Genomic DNA, 22,964 nt, shown 5'->3' on the forward strand with positions numbered 1-22,964 from the left:
CACACGATTTGACGTGGAGACCGAAGGAGCGATCGATGGATTTTGCAGGACGCACGGCAGTGGTGACGGGCGGGGGCAGCGGGATCGGCCGGGGCCTGGCGCTGACGTGGGCCGCCGAGGGGATGAACGTGGTGGTCGCCGATCTCCGGACCGAAGCGGCCGAGGCGGTCGCCGACGAGGTCCGCGCCATGGGTCGTGAGGCCGAAGCCGTGGCGTGCGACGTGGCCGCGCAGCCGTCGGTCGAGGAACTGGCGGCGCGTGCGTACGAGCGCTTCGGTTCAGTCGAGCTGCTGTGCAACAACGCTGGTGTCGGCACATACGGAGCGGTGCTCGACGCCACACCCGCCGACTGGGACTGGATCCTGTCGGTGAACCTCTACGGCATCGTCCACGGGGTCGGCGCGTTCGTCCCGCGCATGCGCGCCCAGGGCGGTCCGGCCCACGTCCTGAACACCGGCTCGGCCGCCACGATCACCGCCGGGAACTTCGGCAACGGCCTCTATCTGGCGTCGAAGGCCGCTGTCTCGGCCCTGACCGAGCGGCTCCGCAAGGAGCTCAGGCCCGACGGCATCGGGGTGTCGCTGCTGCTGGCCAGCCGGGTGGCCACGGCGATCCACCAGACGTCAGCGCAGAACCGCCCGGCCGAGCTCGGTCCGATGCCCGAGCATCGCCCCGACCCCGTGTCCAACGACGCACCGACGCTGGCAGCACTCGACCCACTCGAGGTGGGGCGGATCGCCCGTGACGGGGTGAAGGCGAACCGGGCGTTCATCCACACCGATCGCGCGCTGCGCGCCGGTGTCCTCGAGCGCAACGCCGACATCGTCGAGGCGTTCGCGTTCGTCGAGGCCGCGTCTCGCGAGTAGACCGCGCTGCCGGCCGAAGAGACGCCACCGGCGAGCCACGAGTCCGGGTCGTGGTAGTCGCAGCAACAGCAGAAGCGGAACCCTTGACCACCACCCTCACATCCCGGAGATTGGCATCGAGAAACGCGTGCCGAGCGACCGGGCAAATACCGCTCGAAGAATTCGTGCCGGCACGCATGAATGTCCAAGGGGGACTCGATGACTACACGGCGTACGTCGTGGCAGAAGCTTGCCGTCGCGGTGACCGGAGGCGCGCTCGCCGTGGGCGGTGGCGTCGCCCGAGCGGCCGGCGGGACCGACCCGCTCGAACCCGAGGGCGGCGCGGTGGCAGCCACTGGCGATCCGGTGAAGGTGGGCATCATCAACGTCGAGGGCGGCCAGACCATCAGCGCACCCGACAGCCGCAAGACCGGGGAGGCGGCCGCCCAGTACGCCAACGAGTACCTCGGTGGCATCGGTGGCCGTCCGATCGAGCTCGTGCCGTGCCTCACGCTTGGCACACCGGAGTCGACGATCAGCTGCGCCAACGAGATGGCGAGCAACGACGAGCTCGTCGCCGTCGCCCTGGCCACCGAGTCGTCGAGCGACCTGATCGTTCCCATCGTCACGGGGGCGGGCATCCCCTACGTCACGGCGGTCGGTCCGAGCCGGGCCGACCTCACGACGCCCGGGTCGTTCGCGATCACCGGCGGTGCGGTGTCCAACTACGGCGGCATGGCCAAGCACGCCCAGGACTCGGGCTACGAGCACGTGACGATGATCGCCATGAACATCAGCGGCATCACCGTGGGCATCGACGAGTTCGCCGTGCCGGCGTTCGAGGGAGCCGGCGTCGAGCTCGAGGTGGTGTACGCCGACCCGGGGACGGCCGACATGACGCCGACGGTGACGTCGGCCGTGCAGAACGGCAGCGATGCCATCGCCATCTTGGGCAGCGACCCGTTCTGTGCCGCCACGCTGCTCGCCGTGGAGGCAGTCGGGGCGACGGATCTCGACATCTTCGGCAGCGGGCGCTGTGCGTCGGAGCAGGTGATCGACGTGGCTCCGCCCGACGTGCTCGAGGGCATGACGATCATCAACTTCTACTACGCCGGTGCCGACGAGCCCGTCGGTCAGCTGTATCACGACATCGTCGAGCGGTACGCGCCCGGCACCGACGGCCGCGGCACCAACGCCTCGGGTTACGTGTCGGTGCTCGGTCTCGTGCGGGCGACCGCCGGGCTCGAGGGCGAGGTCACCCGCGAGACGGTGATGGAGGCCTTGACCACGTCGAACGGCATCCTCTCGCCGCTGACCGCCGATGAGACCTTCAGCTGCGATGGTTCGGTGGTCGCCGCCTACCCGGGCGCCTGCTCCGCCGCCTACACCGTGTCCACGGTCGACCGCGACGGCATCGAGCACTTCGTGTCGACCGGCGACGCCAGCGACCTGTTCCGTTGAGCCAGCACCTCGGGTACCTGCTTCTGGGCCTCGGCTCGGGAGGTGTCGCCGCCGGGCTGGCGCTCGGTGTGGTCATCACCTACCGCAGCTCACAGGTCCTGAACCTGGCAACCGGGGCGATGGCGCTGTTCGCCGCCTACACCTACGCCTTCCTCCGGCGGGGCGAACTGTTCATCCCGGTGCCGGGTCTGCCGACGTCGATCCAGTTGGCCGACAGCCTGCCGGCGGTGGTGGCGCTCCCTGTCGCCATCGCCATCAACGCGCTGTTGTCGCTGCTCGTCTACGTGGCGGTGTTCCGCCCGCTGCGGCAGGCCCGGCCCGTGGCCCGCGGGGTGGCGTCGGTCGGCGTGATGATCGTCATCCAGTCGGCCCTCGTCATCCGCGTCGGCACGGCGCCGGTGGTCGTCGAGCGCCTGTTCCCCTCGGGGCGATGGTCGGTGGGCTCGACGTCGATCCCGAAGGACCGGGCGTTGCTGGCGGTGACCGTGGTGCTGGTGGCCGTGGTCCTGGCCTGCGCCGACCGTTTCACACGGTTCGGCCTCGCCACGCGCGCCGTGGCCGAGACCGAGAAGGGTGCGATCGTCGTCGGGCTGAAGCCCGATCGGGTGGCCCTCGCCAACTGGGCGATCACGGGGGCGGTGGCCGGCCTCGCCGGCATCCTCATCGCCCCGATCGTGCCGCTGGTGCCGGTGTCCTACACGATGCTGATCGTTCCGGCGCTCGCCGCCGCCGCCCTCGGCCGCTTCGTGCTGATCGGCCCGGCCGTGATCGGCGGCATCGTCATCGGGATGCTGCAGTCGCACGCCGTCTATCTCGTCGGCCAGTGGGACTGGCTGCCACGCGCCGGGCTGCCCGAGCTGATCCCGTTCGCCGTCGTGCTCGTCACCCTCGCCGTGCGCGGTGGACCGCTGCCGACACGCGGCGCCGTCATCGAGCGCAGCCTCGGCCGCTCGCCGCGGCCCACACGCATCCTCACCCCGGCCGTGTGCGGTGGCGCGGTCGCCGTGGCCGCGCTGTTCGCCACCGGCCACGCCTACCGGGCCGGGTTGATCACGTCGTTGATCCTCGGCGTGCTCGGACTGTCGTTCGTCGTGCTCACCGGGTACACCGGTCAGGTCGCCCTCGCCCAGTGGGCGCTGGCCGGAGTGAGCGGCTTCGCGCTGAGCGGGCTCACGTCCGGGTGGGGCGTGCCCTTCCCCGTGGCACCGCTGCTCGCCGCGACGTTGGCGGGAGCGATCGGGACGGTCGCCGGGCTGCCGGCCGTACGGGTCCGAGGACTGAGCCTCGCCGTGGTCACGCTGGCGCTGGCCGTGGCCATCTCCGGGCTGGTGTTCGCCAACTCGTCGTTCAACGGCGGTGCCGACGGTGCGCAGCTCGCCAAGCCGACACTGTTCGGCCTCGACCTGTCGGCCGGCAGCGGCCGGGAGTTCCCGCGCGTGGAGTTCGGGCTGGTGTGCGTCGTCGTGCTCGTGCTCGCGGCGAGCGCCGTGGCGCTGCTGCGTCGTAGCAGCGTCGGTGTCGCCATGCTCACGGTGCGTTCCAACGAGCGCGCAGCTGCGGCGAGCGGCATCAACGTGGCCGCCGTGAAGCTGCTCGCCTTCGCCGTCTCGTCGTTCCTCGCCGGCCTCGCCGGGTCGCTCTACGCCTACCACCAGACCGTCGTGTCGGCGGCGTCGTTCGACCTCTTCGTCGGCCTCGGTCTGTTCGCCGCCGTGTTCCTCGGCGGCATCACCAGCGTGGCCGGCGGCATCTGCGCCGGCTTCCTCGCCGCCCACGGACTGCTGTACGTCATCTTGGAGCGGGCCGGCGCCACCGGCCGCTGGTACGACCTGGTCGGCGGCATCGGCCTCGTCCTCGCTGTGATCATGCATCCGAGCGGACTGGCCGGCACCGTCACCGACCTCTGGTCGTCACGGCGACGTCGCGCCGTCCGCGTCGAGCTCGCGCTGCAGGGCGACGCCCGATGATGCCGACGATCAGCGAGCAGGGTGACGTCTCGCCCGACGACGTCGACCCGACGCCGTCCCAAGGTGCTGCCCTGCTCGAGATCCGTGACGTCAGCGTGCGTTTCGGAGGCGTACACGCCCTCGAGGGCGTCACCTTCGGAGTGCCGGCCGGTTCGCTCACCGGGCTCATCGGACCCAACGGCGCCGGCAAGTCGACGCTCATCGACGCCATCTGCGGCGTGGTGCCGGCGAGCGGCGTCGTGGTCTTCGAAGGCCACGATCTCCGCGGACTCCGGCCGCACGTCCGTGCTCGTCGCGGTCTCGCCCGTGTCTTCCAGTCGGGCGAGCTGTGCGACGACCTGACCGTGTTGGAGAACGTCGTGGTCGGACCCTTCCGCTCGCGCCGGCGGCGGGCCGATCACGCGCGCGACGTACTCCAGCGACTGCAGCTCGATGCCGACGCCGATCGTCACGTCGACGAGCTGTCGACCGGTCGGCGCCGGCTCGTCGCCATCGCCCGGGCCCTCGCGCAGGAGCCGAGGCTGCTGCTGCTCGACGAGCCGGCCGCCGGCCTCGACAGCCGCGAGAGCGACTGGCTCGGCCAGCAGCTGATCGCCGTGCGGGACTCGGGGGTCACCATCGTGATGATCGAGCACGACCTCCAGCTGCTGATGCGCATCTGCGACCACCTCCACGTGCTCAACTTCGGCCGGCTGATCGCGTCCGGCCCTCCGGCCGTCGTCGCCCGTCATCCCGAGGTCGTCGCCGCGTACCTCGGCGGTGCCCACGTCGCGGCGGAGCCGGCGTGATGGACCCGGTTCTCGAGTGCCGGCGGCTCACGTGCGGCTACGGCCGCGTCGCCGTCGTCCGCGACCTCGATCTCACGGTGACCAAGGGCGAGGTGGTCGCCATCATCGGACCCAACGGCGCCGGCAAGACCACGCTGCTGTCGACGATCGCCGGGTTCGCCCGGCCGCTCGATGGTCAGGTGCTGCTCAACGGCCAGCCCTTGGCTGGGGGCAGTCCCACGGCCGCCGCCTCCGCCGGCATCGTGCTCGTACCCGACGATCGTTCGCTGTTCACCCAGCTGTCGGTGTTGCAGAACCTCAAGCTCGCCCAGGCCCGCGGTGGACGCACCGTCGACGACGTGCTCGACCTGTTCCCCGCCCTCCGACGCCGCATCCGCTCCCACGCCGGGGTTCTCTCGGGCGGCGAGCAACAGATGCTGACGCTCGGTCGGGGTCTCATGCGACCGGGCCACGTGCTCCTCATCGACGAGATGAGCATGGGCCTCGCCCCCACCGTCGTCGCCGACCTGCTGCCCGCTCTGCAGCGCGCCTGCAGCGAGACCGACACCGCCGTGCTCCTCGTCGAGCAGCACGCCGAGGTGGTCGAGACGATCGCCGACCAGATCATCGTCATGGTCCACGGCGACGTGGCCTACCGCGGCAGCGCCGAACGAGCCAGCACCGATCGCGACGCCATCGAAGCCGCCTACCTCGGCCAACGCTGACGGTGCCTTCCCGTGCGCGACCGGAGGGTACATACCTGACGGAAGCGTCCGGTAAATACCCTTCGGTCCCGGAGGTGGGCAAATACCCTCCCGTTCTAAGGTGCCGTCGTGTCGAGCACTCGATTGCGTGCAGCGCGCACGCCTCCACGCGGATCTGCGCGACGACGTCTGAGGCTGCTGGCTCGTCCGCTGGCCGAGATCACCGACCCGCCGTCGGAGATCGTCGTCGAGCGGGACGTCGAGGTCGTCGCCCGAGACGGTCTGGTCTTACGGGTCAACGTCCATCGACCGTCGGTGCCCGGGTGCTACCCGGTGCTGTTGTGCGCGCACCCGTATGGCAAGGACAGGGTTCCCACGCGGCGTCGTCGCGGCGGGTTCAGGGTGCCGATGCAGTACCGGATGCTGTCGCAAGGCCAGCCGTTCTCGCATTCGTCGTTGACGTCGTGGGAGGCTCCGGATCCCGCGTACTGGGTCACCCATGGCTACGTGGTCGTCAACGCCGACCTACGTGGCTGGGGACGATCGGACGGTGTCGGCGATCTGCTGTCGGCGCAGGAGGGACTCGACGGCCACGACCTCGTGGAGTGGGCTGCGTCCCAGCCGTGGTCGAACGGGCGGGTGGGCATGACCGGCGTGTCGTACCTGGCGATCGTGCAGTGGCGCACCGCCGCGACGCGCCCGCCGCACCTCTGTGCGATCAACCCGTGGGAGGGGTTCACCGACGCCTACCACGATTTCGCGTACCCGGGCGGTGTACGCGAGGACGGCTTCATCACGCTCTGGACGGCGATCCTGCGCAGCCAACGGCGAAGCCCTGTCGCCCTTCGGCGTGAGCAGCTCCGACGTCCGGATCGCGATGACTGGTGGGCGAGTCGGGCAGCCGACCTCTCGGCCATCGAGGTCCCGGCGCTCGTGTGTGGCAGCTTCTCCGATCACAACCTGCACAGCGCCGGCTCCTTCGCCGGCTACCTCGGCATCTCGTCGCCCTTGAAGTGGCTGTACACGCATCGTGGCCCGAAGTGGGCGGTGTACTACTCACCCGAGGCGCTCGAGACGCAACGCCGGTTCTTCGACCACTTCGTCCGCGACGGGCGGACCGACACCCTCGACGAGCCACGGGTGCGGCTCGAGGTGCGCCAGGACGCCGGCACGATCACATCCGTGCGTCGCGTGGACGCGTGGCCGCCGCCAGAAGCGGTCCGGCACCTCATGTATGTGGACGCCGAGAGCCGTCGTCTTCATGGCGACGGCACCCCGTCGCCCGCGACGCTCGACCTCCAACTGCCGCGGGATCGGATCTCGTTCCTCACCGACCTCGACGAGACCGACGAGATCGTCGGCCCGATGACGCTTCGTCTCACCGTCCGACACGGCGGCGGTCGTGACGTCAACCTCTTCGCCGGGATCCGGCTGATCCGCGATGGACGACCCGTGACCTTCGAGGGCTCCTACGGGTTCCACACCGACCTGGTCACCCACGGCTTCGTCCGGCTTCCGATCGACGTCGACCGGCAGGACGCCAGCGGCGGCACCACCGTCGTCGAGCTGACGCTGCCTCCATCGGCAACGGCGATCCTTCCCGGCGACCAGCTCCGCCTCGACCTGCAAGGCCGGTGGTTCTTCGCCACGAACCCGTTGCGAGGCCAGTTCCCCGCCAGGTACCGCCGGAGCCGGCGACATCGCATCACCGTCGTCACCGGCGGCGACGCGACCTCGACGCTCGAGTTCCTCACCACGCCGTCGACCTAGGCCGGCGTGCTCCGTGAGCTGGCAGCAGACTGAGCCGTGGCGGCTACATGTGCTGCCAGCTCGACACGGACCGCCGTCCGCCGGACAGGCGAGTGCGAGGGGTCGAACCGCTACATTGCGCCGGAGGGCGCGAACCGCTGCACGGCGTGAGCGCGAGGGCAGGGCCAGCACGGGCCTCTTGGTGTGGGAACGGCTTCGATCGGAGGAGCGGACATGAGACGGCAGGATCGCTCGCGACCGAACACGTGGAGGAGCCTGGTGGCGGCAACGACCGTCGTCGCAGGAATTGCATCAACGGGTGCAGTGGCGCGGGCAACGAACAGTTCGCCGCCGACGCTCAACTTCGACGCGGCGGCGATCGACGAGGCCGTCGAGGGTGTGCTCGCGCAGACGACGACGCCAGGTGCGGTCGTGCTCCTGCGCCAGGGTGACACCGAATACCTCCAGGCGTATGGCACTCGCCAGTACGGCGGCGGCGCGGCCGTCACGGTGGGCGACCACTTCCGGATCGGGTCCAACACCAAGACGATGACCGGGACCGTGATCCTCCAACTCGTCGACGAGGGCGAGCTGGCGCTCGACGACCCGGTGTCGGACTTCGTCCCCGAGGTGCCGAACGGCGAGAACATCACGATCACGCAGCTACTGAACATGCGCAGCGGGCTGCACAACTACAGCGAGCTCGTCTCGTTCAACCGCATGCTGGACGAGGACCCGCAGCGGGCCTGGCAGCCCGAGGAGTTGGTGGCGATGGGAGTCGCCGAAGAGCCGTACTTCGCACCCGGGAACGGCTTCCACTACTCGAACACCAACACGGTGCTGCTCGGCATGATCATCGAGCAGATCACCGGCAACTCGGCGGCCGACGAGTTCCGCACGCGCATCTTCGAACCACTCGGTCTCGACGACACCCTGCTCCCCGCGCTGGACGATCCATCGCTCCCCGAGCCCCACCCGCAGGGCTACCTGTGGGGAACGAACGAGTCCACGGCGCTCGACGCGGTGCTTCCCGCCGACGAACAGGAAGCAGCGCTCGCCGGCGAGATCGAACCGAACGACGTCACCGAGGCCAACCCGTCGTGGGGATGGACGGCGGGAGCCGGCATCTCGACCGCCGGCGACCTTGCGACGTATGTGGAGGCGATGATCGGCGGCGGGTTGCTGTCGGACGAGCTCCAAGATCTCCGCCTCGACAGCCTCGAGCCGGTCGAGGACGACAACCCGCAGGCCGCTCAGTACGGGCTGGCAATCGCCCGGCTCGGACCGCTGCTCGGCCACGACGGGTCCTTGCCCGGGTTCCAATCCGTCATGGGACACGACCCCGACACCGGGCTCACGATGATCGTGTTGACCAACCTCCAGGCGGCGCCCGATGGGCAGCAGACGGCCAACCTCCTCGCCCAGACGCTGATCCCCGTGCTCTACACCGACCCCGCCACGACCCCTGCGACCACAATCGACGAACCGGTGACGGCGACCGACTTGGCGGCCGGCGAGTACGACGAACCCGTCGAGATCTCCGTCGGCGATGGCGACGGCGTGCAGGTCGTCTTCCGCGAGATCGTCCTGCCTCCCGGTTCTCGCACAGGTGAGCACTGTCACCACGGCCAGCTCGTCGCCGTGGTCAAGCAGGGCGAGCTAACGCACTACGCGCCGGTCTATCCGGACGGCGTCCGCGTGTACCAGGAGGGCGACGCCATCATCGAGGGTGCCGACTACGTCCACGAGGGCGTCAACGAGGGCACCGAGGACGTCGTGCTCTGGGTGACCTACATCATCGAAGCCGACGAGCCGCTCGCCGAGACCGACCTGACGCGCTGCGCGGACTGAGTTCCGCGCATCCGGCTGTCGCCGGCGCATCCGGTGAGCCCATCTGGAGGTGCACACGGCGGTGTGAGTCGTTCTCGGCCACTGGCAGGATGAATGGGACGACGACACGAACCCAGCGAGGAGGCAACCCGATGAAGGTGATTCGTATGGTTCCCAACGTCGCCTCCGAGGCCTTCGAGGCCAGTCGCGACTTCTACGCCGCGATGTTCGACCTGGAGGTGAGCGTCGAGCTCGACGACTGGTATCTGCAGCTCATGCCGGCGTCGGAGCCTCGACTCAACATCGGATTCGTCAAGGCCGATAGCGAGCTGTTCAACGGCCGGGAACGGCCGTCGGGACCGTCAGGCGTTGTTCTGACCGTTCACGTGGATGACGTCGACGAGGCGTACGAGCGGGCAGGACGACTGGGCGTCGAGGTCGTGACCGAACTGCGCGATGAAGAGCACGGCCAGCGCCACTTCGTGGCCGTGGACCCGAACGGGCTGCTCGTGAACGTCATGAGCGCGATCTGATCACGCACGTGCCGTCCGGGCCCATCCGCGAGAGGAACTCGCGCCTCGCGATGCAGGCTCAGAGGCCTTGCGGAGCTTCTTAGTCCACCGCCCGGCTCTCGAGCCACCGGGCGGTGTTCTGGGTGGCACCGCGGCAGTGGGCGAGCATTTTCGCCCGGGCTTCGACAGGGTCGTGGTCGGTGATCGCCTCGGCGATGGCGAGGTGCTCGTCGAGGTTGCGGCGCAGGAGATGGGAGTGGCCGGCGTAACCACTGAACGAGAGGTTGCGGGGGATGCGGCGGTGGAGATCGCCGAGCGTGCTGGCCAGCTGCCGGTTGTGGGCGGCCTCGACGATGACGCCGTGGAACTCCTCGTTGGCGGCGGCCCACATCTCGCCGAGGTCGGCCGGTGTCTTGCGGCCCGAGTTGAGCACCTTGGCGAACTTCTCCCAGGCGGCGTTCATCCGGCGGAGATGGTCGTCGGTGCTGCGCTCGGCGGCGAGCTCGGCGGCGAGCGCCTGAAGATCGCCGCGCACCTCCCCGATCTCGCGCACCTCGCGGCTGGACAGCCCGTTCACACGGGCGCCGCGGTTGGGCACGATGGTGACCACACCTTGGGCGGCGAGGACCCGGAGGGCCTCGCGGATCGGGGTGCGGCTGACGGCGAACTCCTCGGCGAGCGCACCATGGCGGAGCCAGGTGCCGATCGGGACCTCACCGGTGACGATGCGCCGCTGCAGTGCCGTCACGATCCGGTCGGTGGTCGACCCCTGCGCCCCGACTGCTTCCTCCGCGATTCCGATCGACACGTCGCTCCCTCCGAGAAGTGTGGAGCGATCCTAGCGACGGCCCCACTCCGCACATCTTGCATCCAATCTTTACGAGATTGCACGACTCTCCTGCTAACGTATCGCGATGCGCCGCGCCTCCCGTCGACTGCTGGAGATCGCCCCCTCGGCCACGCTGGCGGTGGACGCCAGGGCCAACGCCCTGCGAGCGGCTGGGGCTCACGTCATCAGCTTCGGGGTCGGCCAGCCTGATTTCCCGACGCCCGCTCCGGTGGTCGACGTGGCAGCCGCAGCGTGCCGGGAGCCGCGGAACCACCAGTACACACCGGCTGGTGGCCTCGCCGAGCTGAAGGCTGCGGTCGTCGCCAAGACCGAGCGCGACAGTGGGATCCGCTACGACCCGTCCCAGGTGCTGATCACCAACGGCGGCAAGCACGCCGTGTTCACGGCCCTGGCGTCGTTGCTCGACCCGGGCGACGAGGTGCTGCTGCCGGCCCCGTACTGGACCACGTACCCCGAGGCGATCCGCCTCGCCGGCGGCACGCCGGTGGAGCTGGCGTGCCCCGACACGACCGGCTTCAAGGTCAGCGTCGACCAGCTCGACGTCGCCGTGAGCGACCGTACCAAGGCGCTCATCTTCGTCAGCCCGTCCAACCCGACCGGGGTGGTGTACACGCCGGACGAGACGCGGGCGATCGGTGAGTGGGCGGTCGCCAACGGGGTCTGGGTGATCACCGACGAGATCTACGAACACCTCACGTACGGCGACTCGGTGTTCACGTCGATGCCCGCCGCCGTTCCCGCGCTGCGCGATCAGTGCCTCATCGTCAACGGCGTGGCCAAGACGTACGCGATGACCGGCTGGCGGGTCGGCTGGATGATCGGACCTCCCGACATCGTGCAGGTCGCCGACGGCTACCAGAGCCACACGACCGGCAACATCGCCAACGTGTCGCAGCGGGCGGCGATCGCCGCCGTTGAGGGCGGGCTCGAGGAGGTGGCGCGCATGCGCGAGGCGTTCGCCCGACGCGGTGCGGTGATGCACAAGCTTCTCTCGTCGATCCGCGGTGTCACGTGCGTCGAGCCGCAGGGCGCCTTCTACTGCTTTCCCAACGTGACCGGCCTCCTGGGTCGCGACTACGGCGGCGTCACGCCGCTCACCTCGCTGGAGCTTGCCGACGTGGCGCTGGCCCAGACCCACGTCGCCTTCGTGCCGGGCGAAGCGTTCGGCGCCCCGGGCTACGCACGGTTCAGCTACGCGACCAGTGACGAGGCGATCGAAGAGGGCATCGGCCGCCTCGTCGAGTGGGCGACACGGGCGGCCAGCTGACACTCGCGCCGTACCGGCCGATGTGAACACGACCCGCAACCTGTGCGGGCGGTGTTCACCGACGCAGACACAGTGACGCGGGAGCTGCGCTGGGAACGCGGACCGAGCGGCCGCTCGCTCGCCCGGCCGCCCCGCCGTCAGGGATCGCCGAGGCGGTGCGACAGCGCGTTGGCGGCGTCGACGACGGCTGTGGCCGTCGCCGACCTGACGTCGTTGGGGACGGTGGCGGTCGTTCCGATGATGGCCAGTACGGCGGCAATGTGTCCATCGCGAAACACCGGCGCCGCAACGGTGCGGACCCCGTGCCACGCGGGCGTGCTGAGAGCGAGGCCCCGTTTGCGAATGGCGAGCAGCTCGGCGTGATCGTCGGTGGTCGTCTCGGGGTCGGTGAGCCGGTCATTCATGAGGAACGCCCGGAACACCTGACTCTGCGCCGACTCGTTGTCCAGTCGGGATCCGACGCGGACGTTGATCTGTAGGAATCGGTCGGTGTTGTCATCGGTTCGCACGACGATCGGCGCTTCGCCGTCCCAGACCGACAGGACAACGGTCTCGTTCGTCTGGCGCACCAGTTCCTCCATGATGGAGGCGGCCAGCGTGATGAGCGGCAGCCCTGCTCGTGCCGCCGCAGCGAGGGTGAGGATCTGTGAGCCGAGTGTGTACTCGGCGGTGCGGCGGTCGTAGCGCAGCAGATGCCGGTGGCGGAGTGCGACCGCATACCGGTGGGCCGTCGGTTTGCTGATGCCGAGCAGGGCGGTGATCTCGGCGAGTGTGAGTCGCGGACGGCTGGGGGTGAAGAGCTCGAGCAGGCTCGCCGCCCGGTCGACCGATTGGATCTTCCCGATCGGGTCGTTCGAAGCGTCCCGCGGAAGGAGATCGCGGCTCGAGATGTGCTCGTCGGCGGCCTCGTGATCGCCGTCGATACCTGGTCGCCGGTTCATAGGTATCGGTTGACGGTAGCGGTCACCTGCCTTGGGGCCGCTTTTCTCCGACAGCAGACGGCGGCCTGCTGTGTCCGCGCTCATGAGCGCGGGCGGTGCCGATGGCGGAGACGTGCGTCAGCCGTGAGTTGACGAGCGCCGCCACGCATGTCAGTATGAGAGATGCCGTTTCATATCGAGAGATTTGGCAGCGACCATCTCCCAGACGACGTGATGCCGGCAGGGATCCAAGACAAGGGGAAATGATGATGAATCGAAAGCGCTCTACCGCTGCCGTCGCCGGCGTCCTCGCTCTGGTGGGAACCGGAGGTGTGGCAACGGCGTCGTCGTCCGAAGAGACCTCGATCCGAGTGACGACGCTGGGACTGTGCACCGAGGTTCCCCACTGGGCAGAGGTCCAGGGCTTCCATGAGGCCGAGGGGCTGTCTGTCGAGTTCGTCTCCACCACGGGTGGCGCTGCGGGCCTCGACGCGATCGAGGCGGGAGAAGCAGACATCGCCTTCGTCAACCCGATGACGTTTCTGAATGCAGTCGAAGCGGGCCGCGATCTGGTCGTCGTTGCCGGGGCGGGCACGTCGATGCCCGACAACAACGGCGTGATCGTCAGCGCCGACAGCGACGTGGAGCGGCCCGCTGATCTCGTGGACCACACGATCGGCATCAACGAGATCGGAGGCCTCGGGTACGTGATGACCCAGGCATGGATCGCGGCTGACGGCGGGGATCCCGATGACGCCGAGTTCGTCGCCTTGGGCTTTCCAGAACTGGTGCCGGCAGTCGAGGGAGGACAGATCGATGCCGCTCAGGTGACGGCCAACCAGACCGCACAAGCGGCTGCGTCCGACAACTTGAGAGTGCTCGGCAACCCCTTCTACGAGGTCGTCGGCTCGATCCCGACCGCCTTCTGGGTGGCCAAGCGAGATTTCGTCGAGTCCGGTGATGCCGCCGAGCGATGGAACGCTGCGATCGTTGCTGCTGGGGCCGACTTCGACGATCCGGCCAACCGCGAAGAGCAGTTCGAAGTGATGAGCGAGTTCTGCCAGTCCGACGTGTCCGTGTTGGAGGCGACCCCGTACACCGAGCAGCCCGGCACCCTCAACGTCGACGAGTTCCAGGGGCTCATCGACGTGTTGGCGGAGCAGGGGGCACTGGGCGAGGAACACGCGGCCACGGATCTGGTTGCTCCGTTTGCGGTGGCGGCAACGGATGAGGCCGCTGCGCCGAGCAGCACCACTCCCTGACGGTTGATGTTGCACGTGGGAGGCCGGCGTCGATTGATCGACGCCGGCCTCGGACTCCTCGGCACCGCCTTGATCGTCGCCGGGTGGTGGATCGTCTGGGCAGCTGGATGGGTCTCGGAGCGGTCGCTCCCGGCACCCCACGAGGTGCTCGCACGCATCGTGGATCTCGTCGCCGACGGCGAGTTCTGGTTCCAGCTCCGCGACACCATGTGGACCTGGATCCTCAGCCTGATCATCGTGACGGCCGTTGCCGTCCCGGTCGGCCTGCTCATCGGACAGATCCCGGCGCTCGCCAAGCCGACCCAGGTAGCGGTGAACGGGTTGCGATCGGTGCCGTCGACGGCGTTGTTGGCGGTGGCGATCATCACGTTCGGGCTGGGGTACGAGATGAAGCTCGCCTTGACCCTGTACGCCATTGCGTGGCCGGTGTTGATCAACACCATCTATGGGTCGCAGCAGACCGAGCCACTTCGGCTCGACGTGGCCCGCACGCTGGCTTGGGGTCGGACGCGGACGTTCGCCCAGATCGTGCTCCCGAGCGCCCTCCCGATGATTGCCACCGGTGTGCGCATCGCATCTGGAACGTCGCTCGTCGTGATCTTGAGCGCCGAACTGTTGGGCGCGTCGAAGGGCGTCGGGGTGCTGATCCGGATCTACCAGCAAGCGGAACGACCTGACTTCGTCTACGCAGGGATCGTGTTGGTCGGGGGTCTCGGCATGGTGCTCTACACGGCCCTGGTCGTGGTCGAAGGTCGGATCCTGAGGTGGAACCGTGCCTAATGCGACGACGAGCGCGCTGGTTGCCTCGACGCCTCGTCCGACGAGCACACGGGGTTGGACGCGTCAACCGGTCGTTCACGCGGCGAGGAGCATTGGCCACCTTCTGTCGTCGGTGTGGCTCGTCGTGTTGCTCTTGATCGTGTGGGAGCTGGTCGCCCGTTCCGCCGATGTCCGGCACTTTCCACCGCTGAGCGAGATCTTTCGGCAGTTCCGCGAGGACTGGTTGACGGGCGATCCCACGACGCTGTTCCTGTCCGAGCACTTCTGGGAGAACGCCGGCCCGAGTCTTCGCAGATTCGGCATCGGTTGGTTCCTCTCCATCGTGATCGGAGTCGCTGCGGGCGTGGTGCTGGGTCGGTCCCGGGTCGCGGCGGCGATGTTCAACCCTCTGATCCGCTTCTCGATCGCGACGCCCAAGACGATCCTGCTCCCGTTGGCTGTGACGTTCTTCGGCGTCGTGGACGAGATGAACATCTTCTTGATCTTCATCGGCACGGTCTGGGTGATCCTGATCAACACGATGGACGCCGTTGCCACCATCGACTCGATGTGGCTGCGCTCGGCGAGGAGCATCGGCTTGCCGAAGGTACGCCTCCTTCGAACGGTGATACTTCCGGCGGCAAGCCCACAGATCATGGCCGGCATCCGAGTCAGCCTCGGAGTGGGGCTGATCCTCATGGTGATCTCCGAGCTGTATGCGACGACCAGTGGAGTCGGCTACGAGATCACCCTCGCGCAACGTACGTTCAAGTACCTCCCGATGTGGTCGGCGATCATGCTGGTGGCGATCATCGGCATCGTGCTCAACATGGCGTTCGATGTCGTCGAGCGCAGACTGCTCCGATGGACCCAGCGCAAGCGATAGACGCGACAAGTAAGGCATCACATGTTTCAACTCATCGACGTCGGAAAGAACTACGCCACCCGTGCGGGTGAGCGTGTCGCAGTGGCGGGAGCCAACGTGACGATCGAGCCGAACGAATTCGTCTCGATCGTCGGGCCGTCAGGATGCGGAAAGTCCACCCTCCTCATGATCATGGCCGGGCTGCTCGACGCGTCGAGCGGACAGGTTCTCTTCGACGGTGAGCCGGTCAACGGACCGCCCGCGGGCTTGTCAGTGGTCTTTCAGGACTACAGCCGGTCCCTCTTTCCCTGGATGACGGTCGGCAAGAACATCGGCGCCGCCCTCGTCCGCTCCCGGCTGAGCAAGTCCGATCGGCACGATCGGATCGAACATGCCCTGACGTCGGTCGGGCTGGACGGCGCTGCGCATCTACACCCCTCGCAGCTGTCTGGCGGCATGCAACAGCGCGTAGCCATCGCCCGGGCACTGGCCACGAATCCACGCGTGATGCTCATGGACGAACCCCTCGCCGCCGTGGACGCCCAGACCCGCGCCGATCTCGAGGACCTCGTACTGCGCGTGCGACACGAATACAACGTCACGGTCGTGCTCGTCACCCACGACATCGACGAGGCCGTGTACGTGGCCGATCGGGTGGTGGTGATGGCCGCGAACCCGGGCCGCATCATCGCCGACGTGCCCGTCGAACTGCCCAGGCCGCGCGACCAGGTCGACACAAAGCGCCACCCCCAATTCGTCGACCTGCGCGCCCAGGTCTTCGAGCTGGTGATGCGTCGCCGTGAAGCAACCACCGAACGGCTCCTGACCGCAGGTGAGGCGCGATGACCGGTCCCATCGATCCGCCGTGCCGTCAACCGAGCCGGCGCAGGCTCTCCAGACTCGGAACCGACCGTTCACGACACATCGGGAGACGTGGCACTTGAGCACCGACACGATCCGTCATCTGAGCCCGATCGACGGGCCAACCGCCTGGCGTGGCGACGATCTCCAGCACCGCACGGACTGGATCTACCAGCTCAGCAGCAGCGAGTGTTCCGACCTCGAGACGGTTGGCGAGCGCTTCGTGGCCGACGACCCCGATCTCCGCACCGTCACGGCCGACGCCTACCCGCTCGCCGCGGCGCGCGCGGTGATCGATGAGTGTGCACGGCAGATGGACCGCGGGCTCGGCTTCGTCCTCGTCCGCGGCCTCGACACCCCGGCGTACGGCGACACGTTGGCCGGGGCGATCTTCTACGTGATGGGCCTGCACCTCGGTCAGCCGATGGAACAGAACCAGATGGGTAACGTTCTCGACCACGTCATTGCCACCTCGAACAAGTCGATGGCAGACAAAGGAGCGCTGCCGTCACGGGTGCGCGACCGGCTGCGGTTCCACTCCGACAGCTCCGACGTCGTGGCCCTCATGTGTCTGCGGCCGGCCCGCGAAGGGGGCGCGAGCAGCCTCGCCAGTGGGACCACCATCTTCAACGAGATCCTTCGGCTCCGCCCCGACCTCGCACCGCTGCTCTTCGACAACTGGTACTGGGACTGGCGAGGACAGGACCCCGACGCCCGATCGGACTTCTACGTCTCGCCGATCTGCAGTCATGTCGACGGTGTGTTCAGCACCTACGCCGGCACGACGATGATCAAGTCCGCCCAGAAGTTCGACGGCGTGCCTGTGCTCACCCAAGATCAGCTCGATCTGCTCGATCTGTACGACGAGGTCACCCAGCAGCCCGGCCTCGCCCTCGACATGAACTTTCAGCCCGGCGACACACAATGGCTGCTCAACTACGCCGCGCTGCACTCCCGCACCGCGTATCAGGACTGGCCCGAGCCCGAGCGGCGCCGCCACTTGCTCCGGCTGTGGTTGAAGCGAGACGTCGGTCGGCCACTGGTGGCACAGTTCGGCAAGCCGGTCAGCGGTAGCCGACCGATGAACCGGGCAAGGCTGCCCGGCGGGGCATTCCGCATCGGCGAAGCCGTCGTTCCCAACGAAGCCTGGGGCAACTGAGCCAGGGGGCCAGACATGAACGCCGTGTCACATCGGCGGTTCTCCTGGAGCGGCGTGTCATGACGGCGCCCGTCCCGTCCGTCGGCCGTGATGGACCTCGACGTTCCGAGGTCGGCACCGTCGCCAAAGCAGCGGCTCTGCTGCGCTTCGTCGCAGGACGCCGACCGCCGCCGACGTTGCGCCAGATCGCGCAGGCCATCGGGGTCAGCCGAGCAACGGCTTACCGGTACGTCAGCTCCCTGCAACGGACGCATCTCCTCGCACACGATCACCGAGACGGAACATTTCGCCTCGGTCCTGGCATCTTCCCGCTCGGTGCGTCAGCACATGCCGGCCTGTCCCTCATCAGCACCGCCGGGCCGATCATGGAGCAACTCTCACGAGCCTTGAACGAAACCGTCGTCATGAGCATCTGGGACGGTGACGCTCCAGCAATCGTTCGAGTAGCCGACTGCTCCGACCGACTCGTTCGAGTCACCGTGATGACCGGAGCCCGTCTCGATCTCGACTCCGCGCAGGCCGCCATCTTCCTCGCTCACCTGAACCCCGACGCACCGACGCCGACACTCGGATTGGCCGTCGGCAGCCCTCGGAATCACGGGATCCGCAGCCTCGCCGCCCCCATCATCCTCTTCGGTGAGCTCGTCGCGGTCATCGCCGTGATCGGCACCACAGCCACCGTGCCCGATGGGGCAGACTCGCCGGTCGCCAACTCACTCCGTGCCGCAGCGCTGCGCGTCGGCGCACACCTCGGCTCGGACCATGCTGTTCCGACGGAGGGCTATCCGTGACGCGGGACGTGAACACGACCCGCAGGACCTGCGGGTTGTGTTCACAGCGGGCCGCCGACGATCACGCCGACGAGACCCACTCGACGCCCAGTGCGGTGAGCTTCTCGCGGATGCCGAAGAAGTCGAGCATCAGCTCGCCGCGGTCGAGCCGGTCGCGAGTGGCGCGTTCGGACTCGATGCGCTGCTCGGCGAGGTCGAGCACGGCCGCCGCTTCGTGACCAGCGACCACGACGACGCCGTCGTCGTCGGCACACACCACGTCACCGGGGTGGACGATCTGCTCACCGAGCACCACGGGAACGTTCACCGAGCCCGGCGAGCCCTTCACGGTCCCCCGGCACGAGACGTGCTGCGACCACGCAGGAAAGCCCATGGCGCGCAGGTCGGTGACGTCCCGCACGGCACCATCGGTGACGATGCCGCGGACCCCGCGGGCGAGGAGCGTGGCGGCCAGCAGGTCGCCGAACAGGCCGTGGTCGGACGGTCCGGTACTTGCGACGACGAGCAGGTCGCCGGCGCGGCACTGCTCGGCGGCGGCGTGCACCATGCCGTTGTCACCGGGCTGCGTGAGGACGGTGACGGCGGTGCCGGCGACGCGCACGTCGTTCTGGATGGGTCGAATGTGCGAACCGACATAGCCGCGCCGCTGCATCGCCTCGTGCACGGTCGAGGTGCCGATCTCGCCGAGCCGATCGACGAGGTCGAGCGGGGCCCGCTCGATGCCGGTGACGACGATGTGCCTGGGTGTTGGTGTATCTGTCATAGATCCTCTCCGAAGGCCGGGGCCAGCCGGCGGTGGCCAGCCGGTCGATGCTGCGTGTCGGTTCGTGGACGCCCTGCGGGCGACGGCTGCTGGTTCCGTCGAGGCCGGTGCCTCGCAAGCACCGCGACCGTTCGCTCGTAGCTCGGCGCCTCGACGAGTTCGCCTCGGATCGCTCGCGAGCTCGCAATCCGGTCGAACATCGGTGTACTTCAGCGGCCGACGGCGTAGCCGAGGTCGCCGCGGGCGTTGGCTGCGGCGCGGTAGAAGCCGTCGCCGTCCCGGCTGACGGCCGAGAGCCGGCCGAGCGACCACGGCGCGACGGGCACGACGTCGTGGCCGCGGCGACGCAGGTCGTCCACCACGGCTGCGTCGAATCGGGACTCCATGCGCACCCGTCCCGGGTGTGACTCGTGCGGGTAGAAGGAGCCCGGGAAGTGCTCGGACGTGAACGCCGGAGCGTCGATCGCCTCCTGCAGGCTGAGGCCGCCGAGTACGACGGCGCAGAAGAACGCCAGCGACCACTGGTCCTGCTGATCGCCTCCGGGCGTGCCGAACGCCAGCCACGGGCGGCCGTCGCGGAAGGCCAGCGACGGCGTCAACGTCGTGCGGGGACGGGCGCCGGGCCGCAACGAGTTCGGGTGGCCGTGCTCGAGGCAGAACATCTGGGCGCGCGTCCCGAGGCAGAACCCGAGCGACGGGATGTCGGGCGAGCTGTGCAACCAGCCACCTGACGGCGTAGCCGACACCATGTTGCCCCAGCGGTCGACGACGTCGACATGGCAGGTATCGCCCGACACGTGACCGCGGGTGCCGAGCGTGGGTTCGCCGTACCCGACGCCGCGAGCCGCCCCGACCAGGTCGTGGCGGGGCAGGTGCGGAACCCGACCGGCGATCGAACCGGGACGCAACTCGAGGCTGGCGGTGTCGTCGATGAGCACCGCCCTCGCGCAGTTGTAACTGCGGTCCAGCAGCCGGGGGACGAGATCGTCGATGGTGCCCGAGTCCCCGTACCACGCCTCGCGGTCGGCGAACGCCAGCTTGCCCGCCTCGAGCAGGAGGTGGATGTACTCGGCGCTGCCGTACGGGATCGACCGGATGCCGGCCGCGTCGAGCAGGGCGAGCTGTTGCAGGAACACCGGGCCCTGACCCCAGGCGTCCGTCTTGAACACGGTGCAGTCGCCGAATGCGAACGACGCCGGCGCTTCGACCGTCGCCGACCAGCCCGCCATGTCGTCGCCGGTGAGCAGCCCGCGATGACACTCGCCGGACGTGTCGATCCACGGGTCGCTCTGACAGAAGCGGTCGATCTCGTCGGCGACGAAGCCGCGGTACCAGACGTCCACGGCAGCGTCGATCTCGGCGTCACGATCGGGACGGGCCGCCTCGCGGATCACCCGTTCGTAGGTCTCGGCGAGGCGGAGGCGGCGCAGGCGTGACCCCACCGCCGGGACCTGCCCGTGATCGAGCCAGGCGGCGGCCGACGTGGGCCAGTCGGTGCGGAACATGTCGGCGACGTTCTCGATCGCCTGGGCCACCAGCGGCGCCGTCGGGAATCCGTCGCGGGCGTAGCCGATGGCGTACCGCAGCACGTCGGCGAGGCGCCATGTGCCCCATCGCTGCAACAGCAGCATCCATCCGCCGAAGGCGCCGGGCACGACCGCCGGCAACGTGCCCGTTCCCGGGACGACGTCGAGGCCGAGATCGTTGCGGATGTGCTCGATCGTTGCCGCCGCCGGCGCCGTGCCCTGCCCGCACACGACATCGACGCGCTGGTCCCGCTCGCTCCACAGCACGGCGGGCATCTCCCCCGCCGGCCCGGACAGGTTGGGCTCGACCACCTGGAGCACGAAGCCGGCGGCGACGGCGGCGTCGAAGGCGTTGCCGCCGTTCTCGAGCACGCTCATCGCCGAGGACGAGGCGAGCCAGTGGGTGGACGCCACCATCCCGAAGTTGCCCGTGAGCGTCGGTCGTGTCGGCGGCACGTGAGCCATTCGGGCCGCGCTCAGAACGCCGTGAACTCGATCAGGTTCCCGTCGGGATCCTGGACGAAGAACTGCGGGAGGAAGGCGCCGCGGCGAACGGCGAAGCCGTGTTCCTCGAACGCCGCGCACGCGGCGTCGAGGTCGTCGGAGTGGAACGCGACGTGGTTCGCCGACCCGGTCAGGCCGGTGGGCGGGTGTCCGGTCACCTCGGAGGCCGCGGCCTCGATGAGGTGCACCTGCGTGGTGCCCGCTTCGAGCCAGGCGCCGGGGACCGGCATCTTGTCGTCGGGCCGGTCCAGGCGACGGCAGCCGAGCAGCCCTTCGTAGAACTCCAGGGCGGTGGGGAGGTCGCTCACGCGGAACGACACATGGTGGACCGTGCCGGCACGGCAGCGCGGGTCGGCGGTCATGTGAGGCCGTACCCCTCGATCGACAGGCTCGTGGGTGTGGCCTTGTAGCCCCGGTCGAGCAGCTTCACCAGACCGGTCCGCTTCAGCCACGGGAGCGCCCAGAGCTTGAGGTTGCGCTTGCGCAACGCGTCGGCGTCGCGAGGGATCGCGTTGGTGTTCTTGCGGACGGCGATCGCCTGGTTGCGCTCGACGAACTCGCGGATCCGCGCCTCGTACGCCGTGAACGCTCCCGCCGGATCGTCGGGGGCGGCGACGAGTTCGCTGGCCAGCACGAAGGCGCCGATCAAGGCGATGCTGGTGCCCTGACCCGACAGGAACGACGGGGCGTAGGCGCTGTCGCCCACCAGCACGACGCGACCGCGGTGCCAGCTGTCGATGTGGATCTGGCTGACCGTGTCGTAGAAGAGGTCGTCAGTGTGTTCGAGGTCGTCGAGGAGCTGCCGCACCACGGGGACGAGGTGCCCGTCGAAGGCCCGGCGGGCGAGGCGGTGGGCCGACTTCGTGTCGTCGAGGTCGACGGCGCCGGGGTCGTCGACGATGAAGGCGACGAAGCCGCGGGCCGGGCCCTTGTTCTCGCGCATGTGCATGGCGGTGCAGCCCGGGATGTTGAACATCGTTCCGGTGCACGGCGCCAGACCGGCCTCGTCCATGTCCCAGATGGCCACGATCGGGCCGAGGTGGCGGATGAAGTCGGACTCGGGGCCGAACACGAGACGGCGCGTCGTGGAGTGGATGCCGTCGGCGCCGACGACGATGTCGAAGCTGTCGGCGCGGCCGCTGACGAACGTGACGTCGACGCGATCGTCGTGCGGCGTGATGGTGGCGACCGATTCGTTGAACACGTAGTCGACGCTGTCGCGCGTGAGGTCGTAGAGGACGTTTGCCAGATCGCCACGCGGCAGCTCGACATCGCCCGAGGCGGCGTCGTTGAGGAGCTCGGCGCTCAGGTCCATGGTGGCGATCCGGCGGCCGGCCTGGTTGAGGATGCGGGTGGAGCGGTGGCCCACCTGGTGGCGGCGGACGTCGTCGTAGATCCCCATGCGCTTGGCGACCTGCACGGCGGTCCCACGGAGATCGATCGGATAGCCGCCACCGCGGACGTGGGCCGCCCGTTCGACGAGCGTGACGTCCCACCCGTGGCGGGTGAGCCAGTAGCCGAGCGCCGGCCCGGCGATGCTGGCACCCGACACCAGGGCGCGGCGTCGGGGCGGTTCGATTTGTTCGGTCGCATCGGTCATGG

The 22,964-nt window shown here is 68.7% G+C and carries 21 protein-coding genes; 15 read left to right on the top strand and 6 right to left on the bottom strand.

All coding sequences use genetic code 11. The features are described 5' to 3' along the window. Nucleotides 1-35: 35 nt before the first annotated feature. From DN771_RS14345 to DN771_RS14375, 8 genes are all read left to right on the top strand, one after another. Nucleotides 36-866: an SDR family NAD(P)-dependent oxidoreductase gene (locus tag DN771_RS14345; protein WP_162941950.1), complete on the top strand. Its 831-nt coding sequence runs from the start codon at nt 36-38 to the stop codon at nt 864-866. Nucleotides 867-1,064: 198 nt separating this feature from the next. Next, on the top strand, nt 1,065-2,306 hold the full coding sequence (locus DN771_RS14350; protein WP_162941951.1) for an ABC transporter substrate-binding protein: 1,242 nt from the start codon (nt 1,065-1,067) through the stop codon (nt 2,304-2,306). Further along, the gene (locus DN771_RS14355; RefSeq protein WP_205528592.1) at nt 2,303-4,273 is read left to right on the top strand and encodes an ABC transporter permease; all 1,971 of its coding nucleotides are present in this window, start codon (nt 2,303-2,305) and stop codon (nt 4,271-4,273) included. Before DN771_RS14350 ends, DN771_RS14355 begins: the two co-directional genes overlap by 4 nt. Continuing rightward, a complete protein-coding gene (locus DN771_RS30065; protein WP_205528604.1) occupies nt 4,270-5,061 on the top strand; it encodes an ABC transporter ATP-binding protein in 792 nt (263 codons plus the stop codon). The genes DN771_RS14355 and DN771_RS30065 overlap by 4 nt, the downstream gene beginning before the upstream one ends. Beyond that, nucleotides 5,061-5,765 (top strand): ABC transporter ATP-binding protein, encoded by a 705-nt coding sequence (locus DN771_RS14360; RefSeq protein ID WP_116998237.1) that lies wholly within the window; start codon nt 5,061-5,063, stop codon nt 5,763-5,765. Before DN771_RS30065 ends, DN771_RS14360 begins: the two co-directional genes overlap by 1 nt. A 108-nt stretch (nt 5,766-5,873) precedes the next feature. Continuing rightward, nucleotides 5,874-7,514: a CocE/NonD family hydrolase gene (locus DN771_RS14365; RefSeq protein ID WP_193615370.1), complete on the top strand. Its 1,641-nt coding sequence runs from the start codon at nt 5,874-5,876 to the stop codon at nt 7,512-7,514. A gap of 303 nt (nt 7,515-7,817) precedes the next feature. Continuing rightward, complete coding sequence (locus DN771_RS14370; RefSeq protein WP_205528593.1) at nt 7,818-9,344, top strand: serine hydrolase; 1,527 nt, start codon at nt 7,818-7,820, stop codon at nt 9,342-9,344. Nucleotides 9,345-9,475: 131 nt separating this feature from the next. Then, complete coding sequence (locus tag DN771_RS14375) at nt 9,476-9,856, top strand: VOC family protein (RefSeq protein ID WP_162941952.1); 381 nt, start codon at nt 9,476-9,478, stop codon at nt 9,854-9,856. Between the two features lie 79 nt (nt 9,857-9,935). Here DN771_RS14375 and DN771_RS14380 read toward each other — a convergent pair whose 3' ends face one another. After that, nucleotides 9,936-10,643 (bottom strand): GntR family transcriptional regulator, encoded by a 708-nt coding sequence (locus DN771_RS14380; protein ID WP_116998240.1) that lies wholly within the window; start codon nt 10,641-10,643, stop codon nt 9,936-9,938. A gap of 106 nt (nt 10,644-10,749) precedes the next feature. Here DN771_RS14380 and DN771_RS14385 point away from each other — a divergent pair, with 106 nt between their 5' ends. Then, entirely contained in the window at nt 10,750-11,952 is a 1,203-nt protein-coding gene (locus DN771_RS14385) for a pyridoxal phosphate-dependent aminotransferase (RefSeq protein ID WP_116998241.1), read from the top strand. 137 nt (nt 11,953-12,089) lie between these two features. On the opposite strand, the gene DN771_RS14390 is transcribed toward DN771_RS14385, so the two are convergent. Further along, nucleotides 12,090-12,893 carry an IclR family transcriptional regulator gene (locus DN771_RS14390; RefSeq protein WP_162941953.1) on the bottom strand — a complete coding sequence of 268 codons (804 nt, stop codon included), beginning with the start codon at nt 12,891-12,893 and terminating at the stop codon, nt 12,090-12,092. Between the two features lie 101 nt (nt 12,894-12,994). Here DN771_RS14390 and DN771_RS14395 point away from each other — a divergent pair, with 101 nt between their 5' ends. The 6 genes from DN771_RS14395 to DN771_RS30890 all read left to right on the top strand — a co-directional run bounded on the left by DN771_RS14395 (nt 12,995) and on the right by DN771_RS30890 (nt 18,569). Then, nucleotides 12,995-14,134 carry an ABC transporter substrate-binding protein gene (locus DN771_RS14395; RefSeq protein WP_227462358.1) on the top strand — a complete coding sequence of 380 codons (1,140 nt, stop codon included), beginning with the start codon at nt 12,995-12,997 and terminating at the stop codon, nt 14,132-14,134. Between the two features lie 6 nt (nt 14,135-14,140). Beyond that, a complete protein-coding gene (locus tag DN771_RS14400) occupies nt 14,141-14,914 on the top strand; it encodes an ABC transporter permease (protein ID WP_116998244.1) in 774 nt (257 codons plus the stop codon). A 124-nt stretch (nt 14,915-15,038) separates the two neighbouring features. Then, nucleotides 15,039-15,779, top strand: coding sequence for an ABC transporter permease (locus tag DN771_RS14405; protein ID WP_162941954.1), 741 nt, complete (start codon nt 15,039-15,041; stop codon nt 15,777-15,779). A gap of 21 nt (nt 15,780-15,800) precedes the next feature. Continuing rightward, on the top strand, nt 15,801-16,604 hold the full coding sequence (locus DN771_RS14410; RefSeq protein WP_116998246.1) for an ABC transporter ATP-binding protein: 804 nt from the start codon (nt 15,801-15,803) through the stop codon (nt 16,602-16,604). 94 nt (nt 16,605-16,698) lie between these two features. Then, a complete protein-coding gene (locus DN771_RS14415) occupies nt 16,699-17,778 on the top strand; it encodes a TauD/TfdA family dioxygenase (RefSeq protein ID WP_162941955.1) in 1,080 nt (359 codons plus the stop codon). 59 nt (nt 17,779-17,837) lie between these two features. Continuing rightward, nucleotides 17,838-18,569, top strand: coding sequence for an IclR family transcriptional regulator (locus DN771_RS30890; protein ID WP_116998248.1), 732 nt, complete (start codon nt 17,838-17,840; stop codon nt 18,567-18,569). A gap of 61 nt (nt 18,570-18,630) precedes the next feature. Here DN771_RS30890 and DN771_RS14425 read toward each other — a convergent pair whose 3' ends face one another. The 4 genes from DN771_RS14425 to DN771_RS14440 form a co-directional block, all read right to left on the bottom strand. Continuing rightward, complete coding sequence (locus DN771_RS14425; protein ID WP_116998249.1) at nt 18,631-19,332, bottom strand: 4-carboxy-4-hydroxy-2-oxoadipate aldolase/oxaloacetate decarboxylase; 702 nt, start codon at nt 19,330-19,332, stop codon at nt 18,631-18,633. 209 nt (nt 19,333-19,541) lie between these two features. Further along, the gene (locus DN771_RS14430) at nt 19,542-21,314 is read right to left on the bottom strand and encodes a gamma-glutamyltransferase family protein (protein ID WP_116998326.1); all 1,773 of its coding nucleotides are present in this window, start codon (nt 21,312-21,314) and stop codon (nt 19,542-19,544) included. A gap of 20 nt (nt 21,315-21,334) precedes the next feature. Further along, a complete protein-coding gene (locus DN771_RS14435) occupies nt 21,335-21,724 on the bottom strand; it encodes a VOC family protein (protein WP_116998250.1) in 390 nt (129 codons plus the stop codon). Next, nucleotides 21,721-22,962, bottom strand: coding sequence for an FAD-dependent monooxygenase (locus DN771_RS14440; RefSeq protein WP_162941956.1), 1,242 nt, complete (start codon nt 22,960-22,962; stop codon nt 21,721-21,723). Before DN771_RS14440 ends, DN771_RS14435 begins: the two co-directional genes overlap by 4 nt. Between the last annotated feature and the right edge of the window lie 2 nt (nt 22,963-22,964).

This window comes from Desertimonas flava, from assembly GCF_003426815.1.
Lineage (GTDB): Bacteria > Actinomycetota > Acidimicrobiia > Acidimicrobiales > Ilumatobacteraceae > Desertimonas > Desertimonas flava.

Bases quoted from the DNA above. Each gene is read 5' to 3' on its own strand.
- DN771_RS14345 (WP_162941950.1), top strand. From the start codon at position 36: ATGGATTTTGCAGGACGCACGGCAGTGGTGACGGGCGGGGGCAGCGGG.
- DN771_RS14350 (WP_162941951.1), top strand. From the start codon at position 1,065: ATGACTACACGGCGTACGTCGTGGCAGAAGCTTGCCGTCGCGGTGACC.
- DN771_RS30065 (WP_205528604.1), top strand. From the start codon at position 4,270: ATGATGCCGACGATCAGCGAGCAGGGTGACGTCTCGCCCGACGACGTC.
- DN771_RS14360 (WP_116998237.1), top strand. From the start codon at position 5,061: ATGGACCCGGTTCTCGAGTGCCGGCGGCTCACGTGCGGCTACGGCCGC.
- DN771_RS14375 (WP_162941952.1), top strand. From the start codon at position 9,476: ATGAAGGTGATTCGTATGGTTCCCAACGTCGCCTCCGAGGCCTTCGAG.
- DN771_RS14385 (WP_116998241.1), top strand. From the start codon at position 10,750: ATGCGCCGCGCCTCCCGTCGACTGCTGGAGATCGCCCCCTCGGCCACG.
- DN771_RS14390 (WP_162941953.1), bottom strand. From the start codon at position 12,893: ATGAACCGGCGACCAGGTATCGACGGCGATCACGAGGCCGCCGACGAG.
- DN771_RS14395 (WP_227462358.1), top strand. From the start codon at position 12,995: ATGGCGGAGACGTGCGTCAGCCGTGAGTTGACGAGCGCCGCCACGCAT.
- DN771_RS14400 (WP_116998244.1), top strand. From the start codon at position 14,141: ATGTTGCACGTGGGAGGCCGGCGTCGATTGATCGACGCCGGCCTCGGA.
- DN771_RS14410 (WP_116998246.1), top strand. From the start codon at position 15,801: ATGTTTCAACTCATCGACGTCGGAAAGAACTACGCCACCCGTGCGGGT.
- DN771_RS30890 (WP_116998248.1), top strand. From the start codon at position 17,838: ATGACGGCGCCCGTCCCGTCCGTCGGCCGTGATGGACCTCGACGTTCC.
- DN771_RS14425 (WP_116998249.1), bottom strand. From the start codon at position 19,332: ATGACAGATACACCAACACCCAGGCACATCGTCGTCACCGGCATCGAG.
- DN771_RS14435 (WP_116998250.1), bottom strand. From the start codon at position 21,724: ATGACCGCCGACCCGCGCTGCCGTGCCGGCACGGTCCACCATGTGTCG.
- DN771_RS14440 (WP_162941956.1), bottom strand. From the start codon at position 22,962: ATGACCGATGCGACCGAACAAATCGAACCGCCCCGACGCCGCGCCCTG.